This is a genomic window from Marinobacter sp. B-12, assembly GCF_056857915.1.
This window is the reverse complement of sequence record NZ_JBSXOB010000035.1, coordinates 18,128-43,399: the sequence shown is the minus strand read 5'-3', so window position 1 is coordinate 43,399 and position 25,272 is coordinate 18,128. Positions and strand designations below refer to the sequence as shown.

Sequence of the window (25,272 nt, the reverse complement as noted above, 5' to 3'; positions counted from 1 at the left end):
ACCATGGCAGCACTAGCAACGTCGATCCGTCGCAACGCCATTGGCCTGGGCCTGTTCGCCATCATTACCGGCGGCACCATCGCCATCACCCAGGTTATGACGGCCGAGCGCATACAGGAACAGGCCGCCAGGGCGGAAGCGCAGGCGCTGTTTGAGATCATTCCGGAAAACCGGCACGACAATCATCTGCTGACCGACACGGTGCAGCTTCCGACGGATAACGGAATGAACGCTAACGACCCCGTCACGGCCTGGGTGGCACGTCGCAATGGCCGCCCCATCGGTCTGATCATGCCGGTAGTGGCCCCTGACGGTTATTCTGGCAACATTCACCTATTGGTGGGTCTGAATATGAAGGGCACGGTGCTGGGAGTTCGGGTGACCAGCCACCGGGAAACCCCCGGCCTGGGCGACCGCATTGAAACCAAGAAGTCAGACTGGATCCACTCGTTCACCGGCCGCTCCCTTGGCAACCCGGCACCGGAACGCTGGGCTGTCAGGAAAAATGGCGGGGCGTTTGACCAGTTCACCGGTGCGACCATCACCCCGAAAGCCGTAGTTAATGCAGTGCAAAAAACACTCATCTATTTCCGTGAGCACCGCAGTGACATTCGCGACATCCTCAATGAACCCGCGTCACCCCGAAGCACGCCGCTGACGCCCGAGGAAATCGCTGGCCAGACACCAGAGCGGGAGCACTCGTAACATGGCGACCAAATCCAGCGCAGAGATCATCCGTGACGGGCTCTGGACCAACAACCCTGCTCTGGTTCAGGTACTGGGGCTTTGCCCCCTTCTGGCGGTGACCAGTACCGTCGTCAATGCCATCGGCCTGGGCCTGGCAACGCTGATGGTGCTGATGGGCTCGAACCTGGCGGTATCACTGATCCGCAACTTTGTCAGCGAGTCGGTGCGCCTGCCTGCCTTCGTGATGATCATCGCCTCTTTCGTCACCTGCGCTGAACTGCTGATGCAGGCCTATACCTATGAGCTCTACCAGATCCTGGGCATTTTCATTCCATTGATCGTGACCAACTGCGCCATTCTGGGCCGTGCGGACGCGTTTGCCTCCAAAAACCCGCCCCTACCCGCCCTGCTGGACGGTGTCATGATGGGTATCGGTTTTCTGGTAGTGCTGATTGCACTCGGCGCCATGCGGGAGCTCGTGGGCCAGGGCACCCTGTTCACCGATATGGACCTTCTGCTAGGCCCCGTGGCGGCAGACTGGGGAATCCGGCCGTTGGAGCAGTACCCGGACGTGCTCTTCATGGTTCTGCCGCCAGGTGCCTTTGTGGGGCTGGGGCTGCTCATCGCGCTGAAGAATGGCATCGACAATCATCTCAAGGCCCGTCGCAAAGCAGCGGAGCCCATCGTGGCGGGTAGCAAGCGAGTGCGGGTAACAGGCCATGTGTCCTGAACATTCAATGAACATTTCTTCTCAGCCAGCGGATAGCCCATGAACAAGGCAAAACGTACGGAAATCTTTACCCGTTTGCGGGAAGCCAACCCGACACCCACAACCGAGTTGAACTATACCAACCCGTTCGAACTGCTGATTGCGGTGATCCTCTCGGCCCAGGCCACGGACGTTGGCGTGAACAAGGCAACCGCAAAACTGTATCCCGTAGCCAACACACCCGAAAAAATCCTCGCCCTGGGAGTGGATGGCCTGAAGGAATACATCAAGACCATCGGGCTGTTTAACAGCAAGGCCGAGAACGTGATCAAGACCTGTCGCGCGCTGATTGAAAAGCACGGCGGGGAAGTTCCGGACAACCGGGAAGACCTGGAAGCCCTTCCGGGTGTCGGCCGCAAGACCGCCAATGTGGTTCTGAACACTGCGTTCGGGCAACCGGCCATGGCGGTGGATACCCACATCTTCCGGGTATCGAACAGAACAGGGATTGCGCCGGGCAAGAACGTGCTGGAAGTGGAGAAGCGCCTGATGCGACTGGTGCCCAAGGAGTTCCTGCTGGACGCCCATCACTGGCTGATCCTTCACGGGCGCTACACCTGTACAGCCCGGAAGCCAAAATGCGGCGCCTGTATCATCGAAGATCTGTGCGAATTCAAGCAGAAACGGGATTACATGGACTGACACCGGCTCCGGATAACCGGAACCGGTGCCCGCCGGGCGCTTACCGCTGGCCCAGCATCTTCTCTTTCAGGTCTTCCTGGGCAGGCTCGTCCGACAGCCAGATGCCGAACAGGGCCTTCTTGAACTCCAGGTCACCAATAGTCGCGCGCTGATCACCGTTCTTCAGCACACGCACGCCTTCACCCGGCAGGTAAACGAGATCAAACACGTCACCGTCCTTGATCTCTTCTGAAAACACATCCAGGAACGCATCCACATCGTCCTTGATCGCAGCCAGGTCTCCGCCTGTGGAATTCTCAAACCCTTCCATTGTGGCGGATTTCATTTTATCGCTGGTGATCATCCCGGAAATGATGTGCAGGGTGATGGCCTGGGGCTCGTCCGCGTTGATAATGGCCTGGCCATCGTCGATGGTTTCGGGCACATACAGACCGCCAATGTAGAGGTCCATGAACCACTTGGAACGGGTACCCGCACCATTGAGCTTGAGCTCGGTATCCATCGCCGAGTAGGTATCCGGCACATCGACGCCTTCCACCGTCAGGGCGGCGGCTGGCGTTGTAAGGGCTACTGTCAGCAGCAGTGATGCAAATCCTGTTGATAGGGCCTTTTTCATCGTCCTTTCCTTATTGATCGTTATTATTGAATGTCTGATTGCACCGGAGTTCGACACCCATATCCCCCTCCGGCCATTCAAGTTTAACAGGGAGCAAACGAACGCTTACGCCGGCTGGTTCTCATTTGGCAACGCAAAAAAAACCGGCCCGCAGACAGCGGGCCGGTTTTTGGTGGTACAGAACGAATTACTTGAACAACATGGTTCCAGACAGACCTTCCTTCTCCAGGATTTCACGGAGGCGACGGAGCGCCTCCACCTGGATCTGCCGAACCCGCTCACGGGTCAGACCAATCTCCTGGCCCACTTCCTCAAGCGTGCTGATGGGGTAACCCCTCAAACCAAAGCGGCGGGACAGCACTTCCTGCTGCTTGTCACTGAGCTGGTCGATCCACTTTTCGACACAGGAACACATATTGTTGTCCTGCAGCAGGTCGGCGGGATCGGAGGCACCTTCGTCTGCAACAGTATCCAAAAGGGACTTTTCACCGCCGGTACCAATGGGCGTGTCCATGGAGGCAACGCGCTCATTCAGGCCCAGCATCCGCTTAACGTCCGCAACTGGCTTGTCGACCATCCGCGCGATTTCTTCCGCTGACGGCTCGTGGTCCAGCTTCTGGGTAAGTTCCCGTGCCGCACGCAGGTAGAGGTTGAGCTCCTTAACGACGTGGATGGGAAGGCGGATGGTACGTGTCTGGTTCATGATGGCCCGTTCAATGGTCTGACGGATCCACCAGGTGGCGTAGGTGGAGAAACGGAAGCCCCGCTCGGGGTCAAACTTCTCTACTGCGCGGATAAGTCCAAGGTTACCCTCTTCAATCAGGTCCAACAGTGTCAGACCACGGTTCACGTATCGCCGTGCAATCTTTACCACCAGGCGTAGATTGCTCTCGATCATACGTTTGCGACCGGACTCCTCTCCCTTGCGGGCGAGCCGTGCAAAATACACTTCTTCTTCGGGTGTTAAGAGAGGAGAAAAACCGATTTCGTTGAGATAAAGCTGGGTGGCGTCCAGTTGCTTCTGGCTGGTGAAGTATCGACCCTGGGCCGGGATGTCTTCTTCTGTTTCAACGGCTTCCACTTCCGCCGATTCTTTTTCTTCTACTTTGTCTTCTGCTAACAGCTGATCGTCTGCGTCTTCAACATCTGAAACACGATCAATGATGAGTTCTTCATGCTCTGCTGACATAACTCTTTGCCCCGCCTTTCAATGATCCTGGAAATTCGCCCACGTCTTTTTGTTATTGCGAGCGTCTGCTTTCTTCGCGTTCTTGTTCAGGACATTTATTGCTAGCTGTTGACGGTTGCCGGAACCGCCGTCTTTTTATTGTTTGTCTCGACTATTGTCTTTCGTTGTCTCTGATTTTGGTGCCGGACGTCAGGCTCTTTCCTGCAAATCCGTTTCATCGGGCCGGGAGGTAGTGGGCGGGGTCGACCGGGTTGCCATTTTTCCGAATTTCAAAATGCAACTTGGGTCTGTCCGTGCCGCTGTTTCCCAGTTCAGCGATGACCTGTCCGGCTTTAACATCCTCCCCTTCCTGCACCAGAATCTTCCGGTTGTGAGCATAAGCACTCAAATAGTGCTCGTTGTGGTTCACTATGATCAAGTTGCCATAACCGAGCAACCCACTTCCGGCATAAACGACATTACCACTTGCCGCTGCCCTTACAGAGTCACCTGCTTTTCCAGCAATATCAATACCTTTATTGACTTTCCCGGATGTAGAATATCCTGCAATTACGGTGCCAACGTGGGGCCAGCGCCAGTTGACATTGGATACTGTCTGGCTCTGGCCCGTTAATGGTGACGACTTATCGGGCCGCCGAGAGACCGTCGGTTTTGGCTCCGGTTTGGGAGCAGGCTGTCGCGACGCGGCACGGGTTGGTGGTCGCGAGACCGACGCTTTGTTACTTCCGCCAGTCTGCGCAGTGGATGTTACATTTCCGCGAAGGTCCAGCCTGAGAACCTGCCCTGCCTTGATGTGGTATGGCGGGCTAATACCATTGGCATTGCCCAGTTCCCGGTAGTCACGACCATAACGCCAGGCGATGCTGTAGAGCGTTTCCCCGGATTTGACAACGTGGCGGCCCCAGTACACAGGCGGGTTGTAAAGGTCATCACGGTAGATTGCCTGCGTGTTGCAGCCAGTCAGCAGCATGGCTCCAATAAGCATAAGCAGAAAGGTGTAGAGGCGCGTCCGCTTTTTTGAACACGGAGAGGCAGGGGCACCGGAGGGGAGCCGCGGGAAGACTGCCGTCGCAGCAATGATGGACCCACGCACTAATCTCAAAAGAATAAAAATATGCCCGTTATTAGTAATTCGTATAAAAAATTCAGCGATTTATAAAGTGTTTTGAGTAACTTGCTAATTTATTGCACATTTTGGGCATGAAACCAAGTTACCCATCTGTTGCATTTGTTACTGCTCGAAACAACCTCACGGATCAAAAAGTAACACTTAGTCTCGATACGCCTGTGAACGCCGTCACAACGGCGAGCAGAAAACCAAGCTAACGGGCGGGGTCAGGCTGTTTTTTTCCTACCCACCCATTCCACCAGCAAAACCAGCGACAGACCGGCCAACGCACAGGTCATTGCCAGCAGTAATTGTGATTCGTCACCGGTCAACTCAGCATAGCTTATCGGGCTGACGCTTGCTTCGTTCAGGGGCACCTGCTGGCCGGCACTGTTGGTACGCCAGCTTAGTGTCTCTTTCCAGGGCCAGACCTTGTTCAACGCTCCCACCATAAAGCCGATCAACAACGCCAGCACAAGGTCATGGTAGCGATGGAACGCCCAGGTAATGAGCCGGGCAACCGACAGCAAACCGACCAGGCAACCAACAGCGAAAATCCCGAGGATGCCCAGATCCAGGGAACGTATGGCGTCCAGCACCGGGACGTACATACCCAGAACCACCAGGATAAAACTGCCGGAGATTCCTGGCAGGATCATGGCGCAGATGGCCAGAGCCCCGGCACCGAAGAACACCGGCACTGAGGGCGACAACGGGCTGCCGGACAAGGTTGTTACCCACCAGGCGAAGAACGTTCCCGCCACAAATGGCAACAGAAGTGACAGCGTATAGCGGCGAACCTGGCGGCCGACGTGCCACACCGAGGCGACGATCAGGCCGAAGAAAAAGCTCCAGATCAGGATCGGATAGGTGGCAAGAGCATGACTGATTACAGACGCGAGGGTGGCAATACTGCCCAGGATCCCCGCCAGCAGGCACAGTAGGAAGGTGCCATCACACGCCACCCAGAATTGCCTCACCTGCCCGCGGATCAGGTGGTGGAAGAAGGCTTGTGGAACGGCATTGATGGCTTCCAGCAACCGGAAGTAGATGCCGGTTATGAATGCAATGGTGCCACCAGAGACGCCGGGTACGATATCAGCCGCCCCCATGGCCATGCCCCTCAGGAATACCGCAAAGGGATGATGGGAATGAGGTACGTCGGCCGAAGACTCAGAGGGGCGTTCCGCCGTCACCGTACAACCCCACCCAATAGCGGCACAAAACGAACCGGTTCAATATCTCGGGTTTCGAAACGGTCGCCCTGGCGTACCATTTCCACCAACATCTGTGTGCCCTCGCCGATCGGCGCTACAATAACGCCCCCATCCGCCAGTTGGTCTTTCAGTTCCGGTGGGATCTCACGGGGCGCTGCCGTAACGATGATGCCGTCAAACGGCCCCTGCTCTGGCCACCCCATGCCCCCGTCCGCGTGCTTGAGCATGGTATTACGGTAGCCAAGCTGGCGAAGCCGGTCGCGGGCCCGGTCCTGGAGCGGTTTGATGCGCTCAACGCTGAAAACCTGATCCACCAGCCTGGCAAGGATCGCGGTCTGGTAGCCCGACCCCGTTCCCAGTTCCAGCACTTTCCGGGGTTTGTGGCGCATCAGGGATTCGGTCATTCGCGCGACAATATAGGGCTGGGACAGGGTCTGACTGTAGCCAATGGGCAGTGCCGTGTCTTCGTAAGCCCTGTGGGAAAGCGCTTCGTCCAGGAATATGTGGCGCGGCACGTCGGACAACGCTGTCAGCACCTGCTCATCGGCTATACCAGCTTCTCTGAGCCTTTGTATCAGTCGCATTCGGGTTCGGCGGGACGTCATTCCAATACCGTCAATCGCTGCCACCATTAACGTCCCTCCCGTCCTGACAGCAACTCAACCCATTCTCGCAGTGGCGACAGCACCTCATGGCGCGTCATATCCACGTGGACGGGAGTGATCGAAACGTAATTCTCGCGCACCGCGTTGAAATCGGTCCCCGGCCCGGCGTCACTGCCCTTGCCAGCAGCACCGATCCAGTATCGGGCTTTGCCCCGGGGGCAGGTCATCGGCACCGCGCCCTCGGCCCGATCGCGATGACCAAGCCGGGTAACGCGGAAGCCGGCAATCTCTTCCCATGGCACATCGGGAACGTTCACATTGAGAATGCACCGAGGACCAAGGGTTAACGGCTGATCGCTTTCCAGCAACGCACGCACAACCCTGGCCGCCGTCTCGTAGTGGAAACGGCCTTCGTTCACCAGCGATACCGCAATTGCTGGCAATCCCAGGTTTCTGCCTTCAGTGGCAGCGGCCACCGTACCGGAATAGATGATATCGTCGCCGAGGTTGGCGTGGGTATTGATGCCTGACACCACGCGATCAAACGGCTCATCAAACAGCCCGTTAACCGCAAGGTGAACGCAGTCTGTCGGAGTTCCGTCCACAGAGCAAAAGCCATTGGGATGATTTTCGACCGTTAGCGGGCGGCTCAACGTCAAGGCATTGCTGGCGCCGCTATGGTCCCGATCCGGCGCCACGACTTCAAGATGGCCCAGCCCCTGGAGCCCGTCGTGTAGGGCCTGAAGACCAGGCGAGTGAACGCCATCATCATTGGACAACAGAATTCGCACAATTTTCTCCAATAAACGTGGTTGCGTCCGTTATATCAAATACATCGTCCAGCAACGTCGTTGCGTATTGTCCCGGCGCAAGCCGGAATGACAGCCGCAACTGGTCATTGCCGTCCCAATCCCATTTTAGACCTTCAGGTTTCAGGTTCAGCGGCCGACGTTCCGGCTTCATACGGGTTGTAGAAAACACCGCTGCCAGCTCCGGGTGCCCCGCAACCACAGAACGCTCAATCTCGCCCTGTACCGATACCGCCTCGGTGCCACCGTCGCCCCAGAGAGGACCTGTCACCATCAGGTTCTGATTCTCACAGGCGCCTGGCTCTCCCTCCAGAGGTGTCAGCCAGGTGCCTGTCTCAACGCGATGGGCGAGCACCTCGTTGAATAACCACGAACGTGCCGCCGAAAAGTACAATACGTTCTTACTGTCGCGACTGCCAGAGGTTGACCGCCCTCGCCCACGTTTTTTGACATTGCGACCACCTCGACGGTTCAGTGTTGTCGGGTCCATGGTCAGAGCCCTGTCCAGATTAGCACCGCCATGGCCAAACCGTTGAGAGCCGAAATAATTCGGGCATCCGAGATCCCGCAACCGGGCCAGAGCCGCATCGATAGCCGATGTATCGCCGACCACTTCTTTTAGCACCAGTTCAAACCGGTTACCCCGATGATCGCCCCGCCTCAGTTTTCGTGCCTGGCGGTGCTTTGCCAATACCGGCCAGTGTTCCTCCACCGCCTGGATGAACGTCGCATCTTCGTCTTCCTGCCCCGGTCGATAAAGGCTAAACCACTGACGCGTAACCGCATGACGATCCTTCAGCCCGCAAAAACCCACGTCGAAATGCCGACAGCCGCAAATAGTAGCAAGCTGCCGCGCCACGTAGTCGGTGTTGTCCCCGACTTTTTCCAGACGCAGGCACAGGTGTTCTCCTCCACCGTCGCAGTCATCGGGCATAGACAGATCTTCATCCACGAAAAAATCGGCGGGGAGGGATTTGATACGCGCCGACGCCACCCGAGAGCCCGATGAGGTTGGCCAGTCGAGTCGCCAGCCTTTCGAAGCGTGCTGAGCATTCGTCATGATGAAACCTGTTCCAGCAGGCAAACCGCCTGGCATGCGATGCCTTCACCGCGGCCGGTAAAGCCCAGCTTTTCGGTGGTCGTCGCCTTGACGCTGACCCGGCTCGCCGGGATTGCAAGATCCTCGGCAATGGTCAACCGCATGGCCTCAATGTGGGGCGCCATCTTCGGGGACTGGGCAATAATGGTGGCATCCACGTTACCGACACCAAACCCTTCACCAGCAACACGCTCCATCACGCGGCGCAACAGGTCCCGGCTGTCCGCGCCCGCCCACTCCTCACTGGTGTCGGGAAACAGGTGGCCGATATCGCCGAGGGCCACGGCACCCAACAGAGCATCTGCAAGGGCGTGCAAAAGCACATCCCCATCGGAATGGGCCTTTAGGGCGTGAGTGTGCGGAATGGTCACACCGCCAATAACGACTTGATCGCCCTCACAGAAAGCATGGACATCAAAGCCCTGCCCGATTCGCATAGTGCTGTTTCCTTTTCAGTCAGTAACGATGCAGGCTCGCCGCTAAAGATGGCTGAGGATAAAACCGGCCAGTGCCAGATCAGCGGGTACCGTAATCTTTATATTATCCGGTCGCCCCTCCACGATACAGGGAGCATTGCCTGCGTATTCCATGGCTGAGGCTTCATCGGTCACCGGGTAACCTGATGCAATGGCAGCTTTCAGTGCCTGCCTCAAGGCGCCACAACGGAACATTTGAGGTGTCAGTGCGCGCCACAGATGACGACGGTCGATGGTTGTCTCCACCTGACTGCTGTCACTTGCCACAAGCTTGAGCGTATCGGCCACCGGCGTCGCCAGCAAGCCACCCACAGGATGATCCTGAAGTTGGATCAGCAATCGTTCGAGGTCATTGGGGTGCAGGCAGGGCCGTGCCGCATCGTGCACCAGAACCCAATCGTCATCACCCGCCTGATGTGCCAGCGCGTCAAGTGCAGCCAATACCGAATCCGCACGCTCAGCGCCTCCGGCACAAGTATCGATACGTGTATCAGAACTGGCCATGGTTTCCGGCCACCAGGGATCGTCCGCGCGAATAGCGACCACACAACCTGAAAAATCAGCATGACCCAATAGCCTGGAGAGAGTGATATCAAGGATATATTGCTGGTCCAGCTTGAGATACTGTTTGGGACAGTCTGCTTTCATTCGCTGGCCGGAACCTGCGGCGGGAACAATCAACCAATAGCGGGGTTTACTCATGGACGTGGTCAGCTTTGATCGGCCTGGCTTGCGGCTGGGTTACTGCTCGACCACCAGGAAGAAGGTTTCATCGTTACGGATCAGCCCCAGGTTCATACGGGCACGTTCCTCTACCGCGCCTTTCTCGCCGCGAAGGTTGCGAACTTCCGCATAGAGACGCTCATTGCGGACTGCAAGCTCAGCGTTCTCCTCACGCTGCTCGGCAATGGCGTTCTCCAGCCCCCATACCTGGGCAAAACTACCCTCGCCGATCCACAGGCGGACCTGTAGCAGGAGAATAAGAATAATCATGATAGACCAGAGCAACTTCATTGCGAATTCCGTTTACGATGCATCAACCGGACAGTAAGTATAGACCTTAGTGTAGTTTAGCAACAAGTTCTGCTAACCAGTTGTACAAAAAGGTCATCATGCCTCATATATTGAGGACCACGATGACCTTTCCGGATCTGTTACCCGTCAGCATCCCGCCGACAGGGTATCCTTAACAGGCGATCAGCCCTGGCCTTTGATCTCGCTCAGGCCACGATAGGGAGCCTTGCCATCCAACGCTTCCTCGATGCGAAGCAACTGGTTGTACTTGGCAACCCGGTCAGAGCGGCACAGGGAGCCGGTCTTGATCTGACCTGCACAGGTAGCCACGGCCAGATCGGCGATGGTGGTGTCTTCAGTTTCACCGGAGCGGTGGGAAATCACTGCCGTGTAACCCGCATCCTGGGCCATCTTGATGGCGTCCAGAGTTTCGCTCAAGCTACCAATCTGGTTGAATTTGATCAGGATGGAGTTCCCGACGCTCTTGTCGATACCCTGCTTGAGAATTTTGGTGTTGGTCACGAACAGGTCGTCACCCACCAGCTGAACCTTGTCACCCAGCTTCTCAGTCAGCACTTTCCAGCCGTCCCAGTCGCTCTCATCCATACCGTCTTCGATAGACACAATCGGATAACGCTCGCACAGGCCCGCGAGATAGTCGGCGAAACCGGCGGAATCAAAGGACTTGCCCTCTCCGGACAGCTGGTACTGGCCATCCTTGTAGAACTCGGAAGACGCACAGTCCAGCGCCAGGGTCACGTCGGTACCCAGCTTGTAGCCGGCCTTCTCCACCGCTTCCTGGATCACTGCCAGGGCGCCTTCGTTGGAAGGCAGATCCGGTGCAAAACCACCTTCGTCACCCACTGCAGTGTTGAGGCCCTTGCTGTTAAGAACCTTCTTCAGCGCGTGGAAAATTTCCGCACCAATGCGCAGCGCTTCGGCAAATGACTTCGCCGCCACCGGTTGGACCATAAATTCCTGGATATCGACGTTGTTGTCTGCGTGCTCGCCACCATTAAGGATGTTCATCATTGGCACAGGCATGCTGTACTTGCCGGAGGTGCCATTCAGATCCGCAATATGCGCGTACAACGGCTTGCCCAGTGACGCGGCAGCGGCTTTGGCAGCGGCCAGGGAAACAGCCAGAATAGCGTTAGCGCCCAGGTTGGCTTTGTTTTCAGTGCCGTCCAACTCAAGCATGATGTTGTCCAGGGCACGCTGGTCTGCGGCATCTTTGCCAATCAGCGCTTCACGGATTTTGGTGTTCACAGCTTCGACAGCCTTCAGAACACCTTTGCCCAAGTAGCGATTTGCGTCTTTATCTCGAAGCTCTAGAGCTTCACGGGAACCGGTAGACGCACCGGAGGGTGCACACGCACTACCAATGGTGCCGTCCTCAAGAATAACGTCCGCTTCAACCGTAGGGTTCCCACGAGAATCCAGTACTTCACGGCCTTTAATGTTGGCAATCTTGGTCATTCTTCTCTGTCTCCAAGTTTGATTTCAAAATTGGGAGTAAGAGCGAGCGGGAACGGCCCTACGAAAAACGCTACAAGCACATCCCTGTGCGCTTGGGCTCCGCCATCCATGGCTCCGCACATTTTCGTAGGGCCGTTCCCGCTCACTCCCATAGTCCTTCTGGAACGCAAAAAACCGCCAATCAGGCGGTATCAATAGGTTTGAAACTCTTCACAAGGTCATCAACGGCCTTCACCCGGGCCAGGAACGGCTCAAGCTGGCTCAGGCGGAGGGCACAGGGCCCGTCGCACTTGGCTTGATCCGGATCGGGATGTGCCTCGAGGAACAGACCCGCAAGCCCCTGGGACATACCCGCCAGGGCCAGGTCGGTTACCTGGGCTCGGCGGCCACCGGCAGAATCCGCGCGACCACCGGGCATCTGCAAGGCGTGAGTGACGTCAAACATCACCGGCACATTCAGGGACTTCATAATGCCGAAGCCCAACATATCCACCACAAGGTTGTTGTAACCGAAGCTGGTGCCACGCTCACACAGGATCACCTTGTCGTTACCGGCTTCTCCACACTTCGCAATGATGTGCTTCATTTCCTGTGGCGCCAGGAACTGGGCCTTCTTGATATTGATGACCGCACCGGTTTCCGCCATGGCGACGACGAGATCGGTCTGCCGGCTCAGGAAAGCCGGCAATTGGATAATATTGCAAACTTCTGCGGCGGGTGCAGCCTGCTCAGGCTCGTGAACATCAGAGATAATAGGGACACCGAACTTGCTTTTGATGTCCGCCAGAATCTGCAGCCCCTTCTCAAGACCGGGGCCACGGAAGGAGTGCACGGAAGAGCGGTTGGCCTTGTCAAACGACGCTTTGAATACGTAGGGAATCCCGAGTTTGCGGGTGGCTTCGACGTACGCCTCGGCCACTTCCATCGCCATTTCAGGGGATTCCAGCACGTTCATGCCACCAAACAACACGAACGGCTTATCGTTGGCAACCTCGATTCCCGAGACGTTCACCGTACTCTGCGCCATAATCAGGATTCCTTTTTACGGGCCAGAGCTGCCTCAACAAACCCCTTGAACAGCGGGTGGCCGTCACGAGGCGTGGAAGTAAATTCCGGGTGGAACTGGCAAGCCACGAACCAGGGATGATCAGGCACTTCCACAACCTCAACCAGTTTGCCATCGGTAGAACGACCGGAAATTCTCAGGCCGGCACCTTCCAGCTGCGGCAAGAAATGATTGTTCACCTCGAAACGATGACGGTGGCGTTCGCGGATGGTCTTACGACCGTAACAGTTGGCGATGGTGGATCCTTCAGCAACCACGCAGTCCTGGGCGCCCAGGCGCATGGTGCCGCCCAGATCGGACTCTTCGGTGCGCTCCTCTTTCTCACCGCTGGCATCCAGCCACTCCGTGATCAGCCCTACAACCGGCTCCGGGGTGTGTTCGCGGAACTCGGTGCTGTGGGCGTCCTTCAGGCCAGCCACGTTGCGGGCGTATTCAATAACGGCCACCTGCATACCCAGGCAGATACCCAGGTACGGGACCTTGTTTTCCCGGGCGTACTGCACCGTGCGGATCTTGCCTTCGACACCGCGCTCGCCAAAACCACCGGGAACCAGAATAGCGTCGGCACTGGCCAGCGCACCGGTACCATCGCGCTCAATGTCTTCGGAGTCGATGTAGTTCATCCGGACCTTGGTGCGGGTTTTGATACCGGCATGGAGCAGGGACTCAATCAAGGACTTATAAGCGTCCAATAGCTCCATGTACTTGCCGACCATGGCAATTGTAACTTCACCTTCCGGATTCATCAGGGATTCAACGACCGCATCCCATTCGCCCAAATTGGCCGGGCTGGCCTCCAGGCTGAAACGCTCTATAACCAGCTGATCCAGACCAAATTCGTGCAGCATGCGCGGAATGGCGTAAATGGACTTGGCGTCCTGCAGCGGAATGACCGCCCGCTCTTCTACGTTGGTGAACAGCGCGATCTTGCGACGGGAACTGGCGTCCACTTCGTGTTCCGAACGGCACAGCAGAATATCCGGCTGCAGGCCGATGGAACGCATTTCCTTCACCGAGTGCTGGGTAGGCTTGGTTTTGATTTCACCGGCAGTGGCGATGTAGGGAACCAGGGTCAGGTGCATGAACAACGCACGCTGCGGGCCGACTTCCACCTTCAACTGGCGGCAGGCCTCAAGGAATGGCAACGATTCAATGTCGCCCACCGTGCCGCCGATTTCGATCAGTGCCACATCGGCGCCGGAAGCGCCTTCAACCACACGACGCTTGATCTCGTCTGTAATGTGGGGAATCACCTGAACCGTGCCACCGAGGTAGTCACCCCGGCGCTCTTTACGAATCACTTCCTCGTAAACACGACCGGTAGTGAAGTTGTTCCGGCGTGACATCGGCGTGCGGATAAACCGCTCGTAGTGCCCCAGGTCCAGATCGGTTTCCGCGCCATCTTCGGTGACAAAAACCTCACCGTGCTGAAACGGGCTCATGGTGCCGGGGTCCACGTTGATGTACGGGTCCAGCTTGAGAATAGTGACCTTCAGGCCGCGTGCCTCTAGGATCGCAGCCAGAGAGGCCGATGCGATACCTTTCCCCAAGGAGGACACGACACCGCCGGTGACGAAAATATAACGCGTCATGCAGATTCCGTGATTTGTCTGGTTCGGTGAAGGAGGGAGATTGTCATCTCAAGATGGGACGCCAGACTACCAGAAAGGCCTCACCTTCTCAATTACATTCCCGCTCCACAACAATCCGCCAGCCACTGGCCGGGGCCTCTCCACAGTATTTGCCGGAAAGCCACAAGTCGCCAGCTCCGACCACTTCTTCATGGTCACCCACCGCCTCAAGAAGCAGCGGCAGCCGAGCCCTTTCCCAGGGTGGAACGTTTTTTTCCTGAAGCCAGTTCTTCAACGATTTCGACGGGCCACCAGGGGCTGGGCGGACACGTTCGCCCCCTGCCCTCGTAGATACCCTTATTTCCGGCGCCGGTGTTTTACGCATACCCGACGGCGCCAACGTCAATCGCCACCCGCCCCACGACAGCTCCTGATTTGGAACCAGGACTGGCTTATCGGCAGGCAATGCCGTGAACTCGGGGACCAGATACAGGCAACCCTGAAAACGTCGAATCACGAACCCCGTTCCACGAAGCTCCGGTTCCCTATCCACCGGCGAGCAAAGAAAATCCCCCAGAACCTGCGACCAGTCTGCAATGGCGGGAGGCTCGTAATGAAAATACCTTATCCACCAACGCAGCAGGTTTTTCTGCTCTGCCAGAGACAGCGCACCGACAGCACTCAAATAAAGCTCACCGGACTGGCCGGCACATTGCTGAAAGTGGATTTCCGCCAGCTTCCCGGCTAGCTCATCCCCTTCGCGGCACGAATGGGCAGTATGGCCAAGCCGGCTGATCAGCGACGGCCAGCGTGATTTGAGGAGAGGAAAAATCGACGTACGGAGAAAGTTGCGATCAAAGCGCTCATCGAGATTACTGGGATCTTCCATCCACTCGATACCATACTCTACTGCCCAGCCATAAAGCTCTGCGCGGCTGAAATCCAGCAGTGGCCGATACAGCCGACCATCACCCAGAGGGCGTGTCACCGGCATACCGCCCAGCCCCGCCACACCGGTCCCGCGCAATAATCGAAACAGCACCGTTTCAGCCTGGTCATCACCATGATGGGCCATCAACAATAACTCACCCGGCGCCAGAATCTCCTCAAACACCTGGTAACGCGCATTCCGGGCGGCTTCTTCAACACCACCACTGGCGCCGATGTCAGGACATTCTCGACCGGCGACGGTGACCCGGCGGCTGTCGAGCGACACACCAAGCTGCCGACAAATCCCCTGACAGAAACGCGCGGTTTGATCAGCATTTGGCTGTAACTGATGATTTATGTGAACCGCAGAAACTTGGCCAGTATGGGCATACAGCTGGGCGGCAACATGGAGAAGCAAAACCGAATCCATGCCGCCGCTGAGGGCAATGCGAAGGTGTGAATGATCAGGCAAATGCCTGACCGGAGCACATAGCGCTTCCGGCCAGTCTTGTCCGAAGCCGGGGTTACCGGCCGGTGTCATATCGGGTCAACCGCTCATAGCGGCGGGACACCAGTTCGTCTTCCGGCAGGCGACTGAGTTCGGCAATGCCCTTGCTCAGGGTCGCACGCAGGGATTCCGCCATTTCTTCCGGGCTGCGATGCGCTCCACCCAGCGGCTCGGTAATGACATTGTCCGCCAGCCCAAGGTCCTTCAATCGATCAGCGGTCACACCCATCGCCTCTGCCGCCTGGGAGGCGTATTCCGCACTCTTCCACAGAATCGAGGCACAACCCTCGGGTGAAATGACCGCATAGGTGGAATATTGAAGCATATTCAACTGGTCGCACACCCCGATGGCCAAGGCACCGCCGGAGCCACCCTCACCCACCACCGTGGAAATAATCGGCGTCTTCAGGCGGGACATGACCGCAAGGTTGAAGGCGATCGCTTCACTCTGGCCGCGCTCTTCAGCCCCGATACCGGGATAGGCGCCCGGGGTATCGATAAAGGTCAGGATCGGCATACGGAAACGCTCAGCCATTTCCATCAGCCGCAGGGCCTTACGATACCCTTCCGGGCGAGGCATACCAAAATTCCGCTTTACCTTGTCGCGCACCTCCCGACCTTTCTGGTGCCCAATTACCATGACCGGCTTTCCATCCAGGCGGGCTGTACCACCCACGATGGCCTGATCATCCGCATAACGACGGTCACCGTGCAACTCGTCGAAGTCGTCAAAGATCATGTCGACATAGTCGAGGGTATAAGGCCGGCGGGGATGACGTGCCAAGCGTGCCACGTCCCAGGGTTTCAGGTTCGAGAAGATGCTTTCCGTCAGGCTGACACTTTTCTTGCGCAGCCGACTGATCTCGTCGGTGATGTTGATGTCGGTGTCGTTTCCCACCATACGAAGCTCTTCGATCTTGGCTTCCAGGTCGGCAATCGGTTGTTCGAAATCCAGATAATTAGGGTTCATGATGTTCCATCATTTGCTTGCAAGGCGAGAATGTGTGTCGCCAAACCAGAATTTTGGACAAAGATAGCAGCGCCCGAGCATTGGCTAAAGCGGACCTTCGTATGAGTCCGCTTTCTGACAAAAACGTAATTTTTCAACGTGCCCGCCATACCCGGGATGAACCTTGCCGGATAGTATCAATCATAGACCAGTTCTACCGACTGGTCGCCTACGAGGTATTTCAACTCCAACAATAGGTCATCATCGGGCTGGACGCGCCACGATTCACCCAGTTCAATACGGGTGCTGGCATTAGCGCTGCTGTATTCAATCCACACCGGACTGCCCTCGCAACGGAAGGGCCTGAGCGTGGAGTCCAGTTTATCCAGCAGGCCGTTCTGAAGCTGATCCGCGTGTATAGCGAGCTTGAGACCACGGCTGAACTGTTGCCGAGCCGTACCAACGTCCATCACCGAGCTGACGCGCATCTTCATCTGGCCAGAATAATCATCATGGCTGACCTGGCCTTCCACCACAATGACCTGGTCGGACTGAAGCAACTCCCGATTCTCGAAAAAGGCCTCTGAAAACAAGGTAGCCTCGATGCGGGCACTGCGATCATCCAGGGTGATAAACGCCATGGTCGACCCTGTGCGGGTTTTCATGGAGCGCTGCGCAACGACAAGACCGGCAACACGCTGGGGCTGACGAGCCGGTTTAAGATCGGCAATGGATGAGCGCACAAACCGCCGCACTTCTTTCTCATATTCATCGAACGGGTGGCCGGTCAGGTATAGGCCCAGGGTATCCTTCTCGCCCTTGAGTCGCTCTTTCTTGGGCCATTCCCGCACATTCGCCACATCGGAATAAGGGTCTCCGTCTTCCCCGCCCATTAGCATGTCGCCGAACATATCGGTCATGCCTACGGACTCGTTGCGAGATTGCTGGCCGGCCTGCTGGATAGCCTTGTCGATGCTCGCCATCAACTGGGCGCGCCCTGCCCCCAGCTTATCCATAGCACCGGAACGGATCAGGGCTTCCATGGCCCGCTTGTTCACTTTTTTCAGATCCACCCGGCGGCAAAAATCAAAAATGTCCTGGTAGGGCTCACCGTCGGCGCGACCGGCCTGAATGCTGCCAATAGGGCCCTCACCGAGCCCCTTGATGGCGCCCAGACCGTACACGATGGCGCCATCATCGTTGACGGTAAAGGTGTATTCAGAGCGGCTGACGTCCGGCACCAGCAGCTCCAGCCCCATGCTGCGGCACTCCTCCACCAGCGTGACCACCTTGTCGGTGTTCTGCATATCCGCCGTGAGTACCGCGGCCATAAACTCAGCGGGATAATGAGCCTTCAGCCACAGTGTCTGGTAGGAAACCAGCGCGTAGGCAGCCGAGTGGGATTTGTTGAAGCCATAGCCGGCAAACTTTTCAACCAGGTCGAAAATGTTCTCCGCCAGGGTTTTGTTAATGTCATTGTTTTCACAGCCGTCGAGAAAGAACTGCTTCTGTTTGGCCATTTCCTCGGGCTTTTTCTTACCCATGGCCCGGCGCAACATGTCGGCGTTACCGAGACTGTAGCCAGCCATGACCTGGGCAATCTGCATGACCTGTTCCTGATACAGGATAACGCCATAGGTGGGCTCGAGAACGGGCTTCAATCCCTCATACTGATAATCTGGATGCGGGAACGACATGGGCTGCCTGCCATGCTTCCGGTCGATGAAGTCATCCACCATGCCCGACTGCAGCGGCCCCGGACGGAACAACGCCACCAGGGCGATCATATCCTCCAGGGAGTCCGGTTGCAGGCGACGGATCAGGTCTTTCATGCCGCGGGATTCAAGCTGAAACACCGCTGTGGTTTCCGCCTTCTTGAGCATGTCGAACGATGGCACGTCGTCCAGCGGAATTTCGTTGATGTCCAGCGCCGGTTTGCCCTGTTTCTCCAGGCGCGGATTAATCATCTTCAGGGCCCAGTCGATGATGGTCAGGGTTCGTAGCCCCAGGAAGTCAAACTTCACCAGGCCGGCATCTTCCACATCGCCCTTGTCGAACTGGGTCACCAGGCTACCGCCCTCATCATCACAGTACAGCGGCGAGAAATCGGTGATCTTGGTGGGTGCAATCACCACACCGCCGGCGTGCTTGCCAGCGTTTCGGCACACACCCTCGAGTTTCAGGGCCATCTCCCAGATTTCCTGGGCTTCCTCGTCATTTTCCAGGAATTCGACCAGCTGTGGTTCCTGTTCCAGGGCCTTCTCCAGAGTCATGCCCGGCTCAAAGGGGATCATCTTGGAGAGCTTGTCCGCCAGCCCGTATGACTTGCCCTGAACCCGGGCAACGTCCCGCACAACCGCCTTGGCAGCCATGGTGCCGAAGGTAATGATCTGGGACACCGCCTCCCGACCATATTTTTCCGCCACGTAGGCGATGACACGATCACGGCCCTCCATGCAGAAGTCGACGTCGAAGTCGGGCATCGAAACCCGTTCGGGGTTCAGGAAACGCTCGAACAGCAGGTCGTATTCCAGAGGATCAAGATCGGTAATCAACTGGGCGTAGGCTACCAGGGAGCCAGCACCGGAACCCCGGCCAGGGCCTACCGGCACGCCGTTATTCTTGGCCCACTTGATGAAGTCCATAACGATCAGGAAGTACCCCGGGAACCCCATCTGGATGATGATATCCAACTCGAAGTTCAGACGCTTGTAGTAAGCTTCACGCTTGCTGTCGTACTCCGGGTCGTCCTTGCTAAGGGTTTTCGCCAGCCGCTCTTCCAGGCCCTCTTCCGACACCTTGCGGAAGTACTCATCCATGGTCATGCCATCAGGGATGGGGTAGTTCGGCAGGAAATACTCTCCCATACGCACCGGGACTGAGCAGCGTCGGGCAATTTCCACCGTATTCTCAACCGCCTCGGGGATATCAGAGAACAATTCAATCATTTCATCGGCGCTGCGCAGATACTGCTGGTCGCTGAAACGACGATCCCGCCTCGGGTCATCCAGGGTGCGGCTCTCGCCAATGCAGACCCTTGCCTCATGGGCTTCGAAATCTTCGGCATGGAGGAAGTGGACATCGTTTGTCGCCACCACCGGGCAGCCCAGCGCCCCCGCCAGTTCAACACTCAGGTGCAGGCAATCTTCATCCCCCGGTCGGCCCGTGCGTTGCAGCTCCAGGTAGAACGACCCAGGATAGAGACTCATCCAGTATTCGGCGCGCTGTCTGGCAAGGTCCAGCTTACCCGACATCAACGCCTTGCCCACATCTCCCAGGCGCGCCCCAGACAGGGCAATCAGCCCTTCAGTCCGGCTTTCCAGCCACTGGCGCTGGATAATTGGCTTACCGAAACGTTGCCCCTCTGTGTACCCCAGCGAGACCACTTCGGTCAGGTTCAGGTAGCCATCGTTGTTGCGAGCCAGCAGAGTGATGCGAAACGGATTGTCAGGCTCGTCGGGATTTTCGACCCACAGGTCAGCGCCGATAATGGGCTTCACCCCGGCGCTCATGGCCGCCTTGTAGAAACGTACAAGGGAGCACATATTGGATTGCTCCGTAAGCCCGACAGCGGGCATACCCAGTTCTGCAACACGACCGATCAGGGGTTTCACGCGCACCAGGCCATCTACCATGGAGTATTCGGAATGCACGCGGAGGTGGACAAAGGTCTGTGACATAGCGTCGGAAATTTCCTGCAGGTTAATGGCGGTTCGGCCAGGTCAGCGACCAATCAATTCTTTGACGTCTTCTTCAGTTTGTGGGCCGAAGCGGGTCTCAACGAGGTTTCCATCCGGATCCACAATAAACGTTGCGGGCAGGGCTACGGGGGTTTTCCAGCCAAACTTCGGCCCTGGATCTTCCGCCAACATACTGTATTCAATACCCATTTTTCGTCCCAGGTCGATCAGTTCCTGGCCACGAACATCATCAAAATTCACGCCCAGGACTATCACGGCACCGGCGCGGTCGATACTGTTCAGCTCTGGAATTTCCTCCAGGCACGGCTTGCACCACTCGGCCCAGTAATTGACCAACACCCAATGTCCCCGCAGGCTCTCCCAGTCCAGGACGGTTCCGTCGGGCTTTTCAAACTCATGGTTCTGACAGCCGGCCAGCAACAACGAGGCCAATATTATACCGATCCTGCATAACCCGGCGGAATAACGCACCGTTGCAGGATACTTTGCAGGGTATTGCACAGGGTGCCCTCCTGTTAGACTACGGCGCTCAGACAAACTTGCGGTTAACCTGACCTGGGAAGAGGGAGAACCATGACAGAACCAACCCGAATTTTCCACAATCCGCGCTGTTCAAAATCTCGGCAAACCCTTGAACTCCTTCGCGAACAAGGTGTTGAACCCGACATTATACGTTACCTGGAAACGCCACCGACAGAGCAAATTCTGGAACAGATCCTTACAGCCCTGGACATCACTCCCAGAGAACTGATGAGAACCGGGGAAAAGGAATACAAGGAACTGGGCCTGGACAACCCCGAGCTTGGTCGTGAGATCCTGATCAAAGCCATGGTCGAAACTCCGAAGCTGATCGAGCGTCCTATCGTGATCAGGGGTAACAAAGTGGCCCTGGGCCGACCGCCCGAAAACGTCCTGAATATTCTCTAACCGGAGATAACCAATGGCGACCACCTCGCCCTATATCCTGGTGCTGTATTACAGCCGCACCGGGCAAACCGCCGAAATGGCCGCCCAGATCGCCCGGGGCGTTTCCCGGGTGCAGGGTATGGATGCCAGGATTCGCACCGTGCCCAGCGTGTCGCCGGATACCGAGGCATCCCTGCCAGGGGTGCCGGACGACGGTGCCCCCTACGCCAGCAAGGATGACCTGGCGAATTGCGCCGGCCTGGCCATAGGCAGCCCAACTCGCTTTGGTAACATGGCGGCACCGCTGAAATACTTTCTCGACGGCACCGGGGACCTGTGGCTGAACGGAACCCTCAGCGGAAAGCCTGCTGGGGCATTTACCTCCACCGGTAGCCTGCATGGTGGTCAGGAGAGCACTCTGCTGACGATGATGGTGCCACTACTTCACCACGGCATGGTGCTGTGCGGTGTGCCCTATTCCGAAAACGCGCTCAATGAGACCTCCGCGGGAGGGACCCCCTACGGCCCATCCCACTGGGCCGGCACCGGAGAGCCACAGGCAGTGAACGACCACGAAAAAACCATATGTCAGACGTTTGGCGAGCGCCTTGCCCGGCTCGCCATGAAATTGCGCTAACCCCGGCGCCACTCAACGACAACGGATCACCGAATGCTCCACAACCCCAAAGCCCGAATGACCGCCCGACTGACCATCCTGCTTTATCTGGCCACCCTGGCGGCCCTGCTTGTCAGCACCTTTTACCCCGCGCAGGTCGAGGGCGTCTCCGTCACGCTGATGCTCAGCGTAAAGCTGGTCCCGCTACTGGCCTTTGCCGTACCGGTGTTCCGAGGCCACAACCGCGGTTATATCTGGCTCAGTTTCGTGGTGATTTTCTATTTTACCCAATACGTCGTATCGTCGTGGCTCAGCGAGGGCGCCATTACCCCTCTGATCATCGCGGTGCTGACCTTCCTGCTGTTTACTGTGGCCATGGTCCACCTTAAGGTGAACCGTCCGCAGCCCGTTACAGAAACCTGACAGGAAACGCATCATGGCTGACAGCACTCATCCACCCGCGCCACATAGAAGTACCTTGACCCTGAGGGATATCTGCACGGCGCTGGTCACCGGTGGTGAGATCACGCAGGAGGATGCCGAACGGGTCCTTTCGGCCAATATTGGCATCCAGACAGGTAGTAGCGGGCCAGCCAGCCAGCGCCACCCATTGGAACTGGTAGCCAAGGCTGGGCTGGAAAGCCAGATTACCGGGCGCACGCTGGATCTGGACAGGCTGACCCAATGGCTGGCGGAGTGGGCGGAACAACGCTATTACCACATTGACCCCCTGAAGATAGACACACCCGCAATTGCCCGGGTGATGTCCTATGCCTTCGCCCAGCGACACGGCATTCTTGCGGTTGAAATCGGCCAGGATGAAGTGCTGATCGCCAGCACCGAGCCCTTCAAGAGTGACTGGGAAAGCAACCTGCGCCAGGCGGTCAGAAAAGACATCCGCCGCGTGGTCGCCAACCCCGAGGACATCCGTCGTTACACCGTCGAGTTCTATCAACTGGCGAGCTCCGTCAGCAAGGCCGGTGGCAACAATACGGTCAATCCCGCGGGTGCCCAGAATTTCGAGCAATTGCTGGACCTTGGGGCTAGCGAACACCCGGATGCCAACGACCAGCACGTAGTCAAGATTGTTGATTGGCTGCTGCAATATGCCTTCGATCAACGCGCATCGGATATTCACATTGAACCTCGGCGCAATGTCACCCAGGTGCGCTTTCGCATCGACGGGGTGCTGCACAACGTCTACGAATTTCCTGACCAGGTCGGTGTGGCCGTTACCAGCCGCCTGAAAATTCTCGGCAGGCTGAACGTGGCGGAAAAACGTCGCCCCCAGGATGGCCGCATCAAAACCCGAAAGCCGGACAACAGCGAAGTGGAACTGCGACTGGCCACCATGCCAACCGCGTTTGGTGAAAAAATGGTGTTGCGGATTTTTGATCCGGAAGTGCTGCTGAAGTCCTACGAACAACTGGGGTTTTCCAAGGAAGACCGGGAACGCTGGCAGGCTATTACCGACCACCCTCATGGCATTGTTCTGGTCACCGGCCCTACCGGCTCCGGTAAGACCACCACCCTGTACTCAACCCTCAAGCAACTGGCCACTCCCGAGGTGAATATCTGCACCATCGAGGACCCGATTGAGATGGTGGAGCCGGCCTTCAACCAGATGCAGGTTCAATCCAATATCGAACTGACCTTTGCCTCGGGCGTACGGGCGCTACTGCGACAGGACCCGGACATCATCATGATTGGTGAGATCCGTGACCTGGAAACTGCAGAAATGGCGGTTCAGGCCGCTCTGACCGGGCACCTCGTGCTGTCCACCCTGCACACCAACGATGCCCCCAGCGCCATCACCCGATTGATGGAACTGGGCATTCCCCCCTACCTGATTCGTGCCACGGTGCTGGGCGTCATGGCGCAACGGCTAACCAGAACCCTGTGCCCTCACTGCAAGGCGCCAGGGCCGGTGGACGAGCAGGCCTGGCAAAGCCTGACCCGTCCGTGGAAAGCCTCCATGCCCAAGCAGGTCTACCACCCGGTTGGCTGCCTTGAGTGCCGGAACACCGGTTACTATGGTCGGGCCGGCGTGTATGAAATCATGCAACTGTCCGGCAACCTGATCCGGCAGATTACCGAGCAGTGCGAGCTGGACCAACTGAGAGTGGATGCGTACAAGGATGGCATGAAATCCCTGCGGCTCAGCGGCGCGCAGAAAGTGGCCGCCGGTTCCACCACTGTCGAGGAAATCCTGCGGGTGACCCCCGAAAGCCAGCGTTGATGTGCTGCCCGACATGGTCGAGCTTCACTGGGGAGACGCTTCGCACTGAGTGAGCAACTGCCGCCAGCGCTGTTTATGGGCGGAAATGGCCCGGTCCAGTTGCACCCAGACGCTGTCGGCATTGCCCGTATCCAGATAGTGCCTATACCACTCACGAAAAGCAGAAGGCATAGTCTCCGACTGTTGGGCGGCAAGCGTATCCAGCGGCTTGATCAGCGCCTCCTTCGCCCGCTCAATGCGGTCGAGATAGTCCTCAATGCCATCGCCGTAACCATCGGTATAAATTTCCGCGAGCTCGCCGGGCAGCTCTTCAGACTCCGCCCCCGAGCAAAGTGGCGCTCCTTCCACTCTCTTGGCCAGCAAAGCTGTTGCGTCGCCAAGCCGCACTGTCATCAATCGTGCGCTGTTCAATAGCTGACCCGCACGATGTTCTGCCTGCCAGAGTTGATGCACACCACCCACATAGTCCAGCGGCTCACTTGTGTTGCCGTCCAGCAGGCCTCTGACCGTCTGGTTGACCCGCGTTACGCCGGAGGACAACTCCGCCAGAGCCTTGTCATCGCCGCTCCCGGGATAATATCCCTGCGACAGGGTAAACAGCCGTTCAATCTCCTCCACACCCCAGGTGGCGTTCCATACCGCAATGGGGAGCGTTTCGATTTTATGGGTGATGGCCTCTTCCAGTTCTTCCTGTATCTCCTCATCATCGGTCTCCGAAATACAGGCCTCAGCGGCACGGATAAAACGCGTTTCATAACGCAATCGATTCAACGGCTGCATCACCCGCCCCATGATTGAGTTCCTTTCGCCGACCACGTACTGCAACTCGCATCCGTAAAGGGAAAGGAAATCGAGCATTCCCATATCCAGACCCGGCATGTCGAGAACGCGTTCCCGCCGGCGCGGAATCTGGGGGACAGGGGCAATATCGGAAAATTCGGGACGCAGTTCCAGGGCATCGGCCACGCCCATGACGTACTCATCCATCATGCCTGGAACACCGGAGTCCGGCGCGCAGCCGGCAAGGTATAGGCACACCAAAGGCACTATCAGGTATCGGACGTCAGGCACCATGT

General features: G+C 57.3%; 25 protein-coding genes. 7 read left to right on the top strand and 18 right to left on the bottom strand.

Annotated elements, in window-relative coordinates; translation table 11 throughout:
• The first annotated feature begins 3 nt into the window (after positions 1-3).
• Genes rsxG through nth form a run of 3 tightly spaced genes read left to right on the top strand, consistent with a single transcriptional unit; the run spans position 4 to position 2,098 of the window.
• The gene (gene rsxG, locus AC13D2_RS04345; RefSeq protein WP_300495638.1) at positions 4-705 is read left to right on the top strand and encodes an electron transport complex subunit RsxG; all 702 of its coding nucleotides are present in this window, start codon (positions 4-6) and stop codon (positions 703-705) included.
• A gap of 1 nt (position 706) precedes the next feature.
• Positions 707-1,417 carry an electron transport complex subunit E gene (locus AC13D2_RS04340; protein WP_300495635.1) on the top strand — a complete coding sequence of 237 codons (711 nt, stop codon included), beginning with the start codon at positions 707-709 and terminating at the stop codon, positions 1,415-1,417.
• 39 nt (positions 1,418-1,456) lie between these two features.
• Complete coding sequence (gene nth / locus AC13D2_RS04335) at positions 1,457-2,098, top strand: endonuclease III (protein WP_300495633.1); 642 nt, start codon at positions 1,457-1,459, stop codon at positions 2,096-2,098.
• 40 nt (positions 2,099-2,138) lie between these two features.
• Here nth and AC13D2_RS04330 read toward each other — a convergent pair whose 3' ends face one another.
• The 17 genes from AC13D2_RS04330 to AC13D2_RS04250 form a co-directional block, all read right to left on the bottom strand.
• Complete coding sequence (locus AC13D2_RS04330) at positions 2,139-2,714, bottom strand: chalcone isomerase family protein (RefSeq protein WP_300495631.1); 576 nt, start codon at positions 2,712-2,714, stop codon at positions 2,139-2,141.
• A 187-nt stretch (positions 2,715-2,901) separates the two neighbouring features.
• Positions 2,902-3,903 (bottom strand): RNA polymerase sigma factor RpoS, encoded by a 1,002-nt coding sequence (gene rpoS / locus AC13D2_RS04325; RefSeq protein WP_300495629.1) that lies wholly within the window; start codon positions 3,901-3,903, stop codon positions 2,902-2,904.
• A 214-nt stretch (positions 3,904-4,117) separates the two neighbouring features.
• Positions 4,118-4,873 carry a peptidoglycan DD-metalloendopeptidase family protein gene (locus AC13D2_RS04320; protein ID WP_420390955.1) on the bottom strand — a complete coding sequence of 252 codons (756 nt, stop codon included), beginning with the start codon at positions 4,871-4,873 and terminating at the stop codon, positions 4,118-4,120.
• 365 nt (positions 4,874-5,238) lie between these two features.
• Positions 5,239-6,129 (bottom strand): DUF368 domain-containing protein, encoded by an 891-nt coding sequence (locus AC13D2_RS04315; protein ID WP_421912147.1) that lies wholly within the window; start codon positions 6,127-6,129, stop codon positions 5,239-5,241.
• A 74-nt stretch (positions 6,130-6,203) separates the two neighbouring features.
• On the bottom strand, positions 6,204-6,860 hold the full coding sequence (locus AC13D2_RS04310; RefSeq protein WP_292049467.1) for a protein-L-isoaspartate(D-aspartate) O-methyltransferase: 657 nt from the start codon (positions 6,858-6,860) through the stop codon (positions 6,204-6,206).
• Positions 6,860-7,624, bottom strand: coding sequence for a 5'/3'-nucleotidase SurE (gene surE / locus AC13D2_RS04305; RefSeq protein ID WP_292049468.1), 765 nt, complete (start codon positions 7,622-7,624; stop codon positions 6,860-6,862). The genes AC13D2_RS04310 and surE overlap by 1 nt, the downstream gene beginning before the upstream one ends.
• A complete protein-coding gene (truD, locus tag AC13D2_RS04300) occupies positions 7,602-8,702 on the bottom strand; it encodes a tRNA pseudouridine(13) synthase TruD (protein ID WP_292049470.1) in 1,101 nt (366 codons plus the stop codon). The genes surE and truD overlap by 23 nt, the downstream gene beginning before the upstream one ends.
• Positions 8,699-9,178, bottom strand: a complete 480-nt coding sequence (gene ispF / locus AC13D2_RS04295; RefSeq protein ID WP_292049472.1) for a 2-C-methyl-D-erythritol 2,4-cyclodiphosphate synthase — start codon at positions 9,176-9,178, stop codon at positions 8,699-8,701. Before ispF ends, truD begins: the two co-directional genes overlap by 4 nt.
• A gap of 42 nt (positions 9,179-9,220) precedes the next feature.
• Positions 9,221-9,919 (bottom strand): 2-C-methyl-D-erythritol 4-phosphate cytidylyltransferase, encoded by a 699-nt coding sequence (gene ispD, locus AC13D2_RS04290; protein WP_482938252.1) that lies wholly within the window; start codon positions 9,917-9,919, stop codon positions 9,221-9,223.
• 39 nt (positions 9,920-9,958) lie between these two features.
• Positions 9,959-10,231, bottom strand: coding sequence for a septum formation initiator family protein (locus AC13D2_RS04285; RefSeq protein ID WP_300495619.1), 273 nt, complete (start codon positions 10,229-10,231; stop codon positions 9,959-9,961).
• Between the two features lie 183 nt (positions 10,232-10,414).
• On the bottom strand, positions 10,415-11,710 hold the full coding sequence (gene eno, locus AC13D2_RS04280) for a phosphopyruvate hydratase (protein WP_300495616.1): 1,296 nt from the start codon (positions 11,708-11,710) through the stop codon (positions 10,415-10,417).
• A 181-nt stretch (positions 11,711-11,891) separates the two neighbouring features.
• Positions 11,892-12,737 carry a 3-deoxy-8-phosphooctulonate synthase gene (gene kdsA / locus AC13D2_RS04275; RefSeq protein WP_482938251.1) on the bottom strand — a complete coding sequence of 282 codons (846 nt, stop codon included), beginning with the start codon at positions 12,735-12,737 and terminating at the stop codon, positions 11,892-11,894.
• A gap of 2 nt (positions 12,738-12,739) precedes the next feature.
• A complete protein-coding gene (locus AC13D2_RS04270; RefSeq protein ID WP_292049480.1) occupies positions 12,740-14,368 on the bottom strand; it encodes a CTP synthase in 1,629 nt (542 codons plus the stop codon).
• A gap of 88 nt (positions 14,369-14,456) precedes the next feature.
• The gene (gene tilS, locus AC13D2_RS04265; RefSeq protein ID WP_292049482.1) at positions 14,457-15,818 is read right to left on the bottom strand and encodes a tRNA lysidine(34) synthetase TilS; all 1,362 of its coding nucleotides are present in this window, start codon (positions 15,816-15,818) and stop codon (positions 14,457-14,459) included.
• Positions 15,802-16,755, bottom strand: a complete 954-nt coding sequence (accA, locus tag AC13D2_RS04260; protein ID WP_292049484.1) for an acetyl-CoA carboxylase carboxyl transferase subunit alpha — start codon at positions 16,753-16,755, stop codon at positions 15,802-15,804. The genes tilS and accA overlap by 17 nt, the downstream gene beginning before the upstream one ends.
• Positions 16,756-16,931: 176 nt before the next feature.
• Positions 16,932-20,414 (bottom strand): DNA polymerase III subunit alpha, encoded by a 3,483-nt coding sequence (gene dnaE, locus AC13D2_RS04255; protein ID WP_300495608.1) that lies wholly within the window; start codon positions 20,412-20,414, stop codon positions 16,932-16,934.
• 42 nt (positions 20,415-20,456) lie between these two features.
• Entirely contained in the window at positions 20,457-20,936 is a 480-nt protein-coding gene (locus AC13D2_RS04250) for a TlpA family protein disulfide reductase (RefSeq protein ID WP_482938250.1), read from the bottom strand.
• A 72-nt stretch (positions 20,937-21,008) separates the two neighbouring features.
• Here AC13D2_RS04250 and arsC point away from each other — a divergent pair, with 72 nt between their 5' ends.
• The 4 genes from arsC to tfpB are packed head-to-tail and all read left to right on the top strand — an operon-like array spanning position 21,009 to position 24,196.
• On the top strand, positions 21,009-21,362 hold the full coding sequence (gene arsC, locus AC13D2_RS04245; RefSeq protein WP_292049486.1) for an arsenate reductase (glutaredoxin): 354 nt from the start codon (positions 21,009-21,011) through the stop codon (positions 21,360-21,362).
• A gap of 13 nt (positions 21,363-21,375) precedes the next feature.
• On the top strand, positions 21,376-21,978 hold the full coding sequence (gene wrbA / locus AC13D2_RS04240; RefSeq protein WP_300495605.1) for an NAD(P)H:quinone oxidoreductase: 603 nt from the start codon (positions 21,376-21,378) through the stop codon (positions 21,976-21,978).
• A gap of 33 nt (positions 21,979-22,011) precedes the next feature.
• Positions 22,012-22,380, top strand: a complete 369-nt coding sequence (locus AC13D2_RS04235) for a DUF2069 domain-containing protein (RefSeq protein WP_300495602.1) — start codon at positions 22,012-22,014, stop codon at positions 22,378-22,380.
• A 13-nt stretch (positions 22,381-22,393) separates the two neighbouring features.
• Positions 22,394-24,196 (top strand): type IV pilus assembly ATPase TfpB, encoded by a 1,803-nt coding sequence (gene tfpB, locus AC13D2_RS04230; protein WP_300495600.1) that lies wholly within the window; start codon positions 22,394-22,396, stop codon positions 24,194-24,196.
• Between the two features lie 24 nt (positions 24,197-24,220).
• Here the strand turns inward: tfpB and AC13D2_RS04225 are convergent, their stop codons facing one another.
• On the bottom strand, positions 24,221-25,270 hold the full coding sequence (locus AC13D2_RS04225; protein WP_292049490.1) for a DUF3080 family protein: 1,050 nt from the start codon (positions 25,268-25,270) through the stop codon (positions 24,221-24,223).
• Between the last annotated feature and the right edge of the window lie 2 nt (positions 25,271-25,272).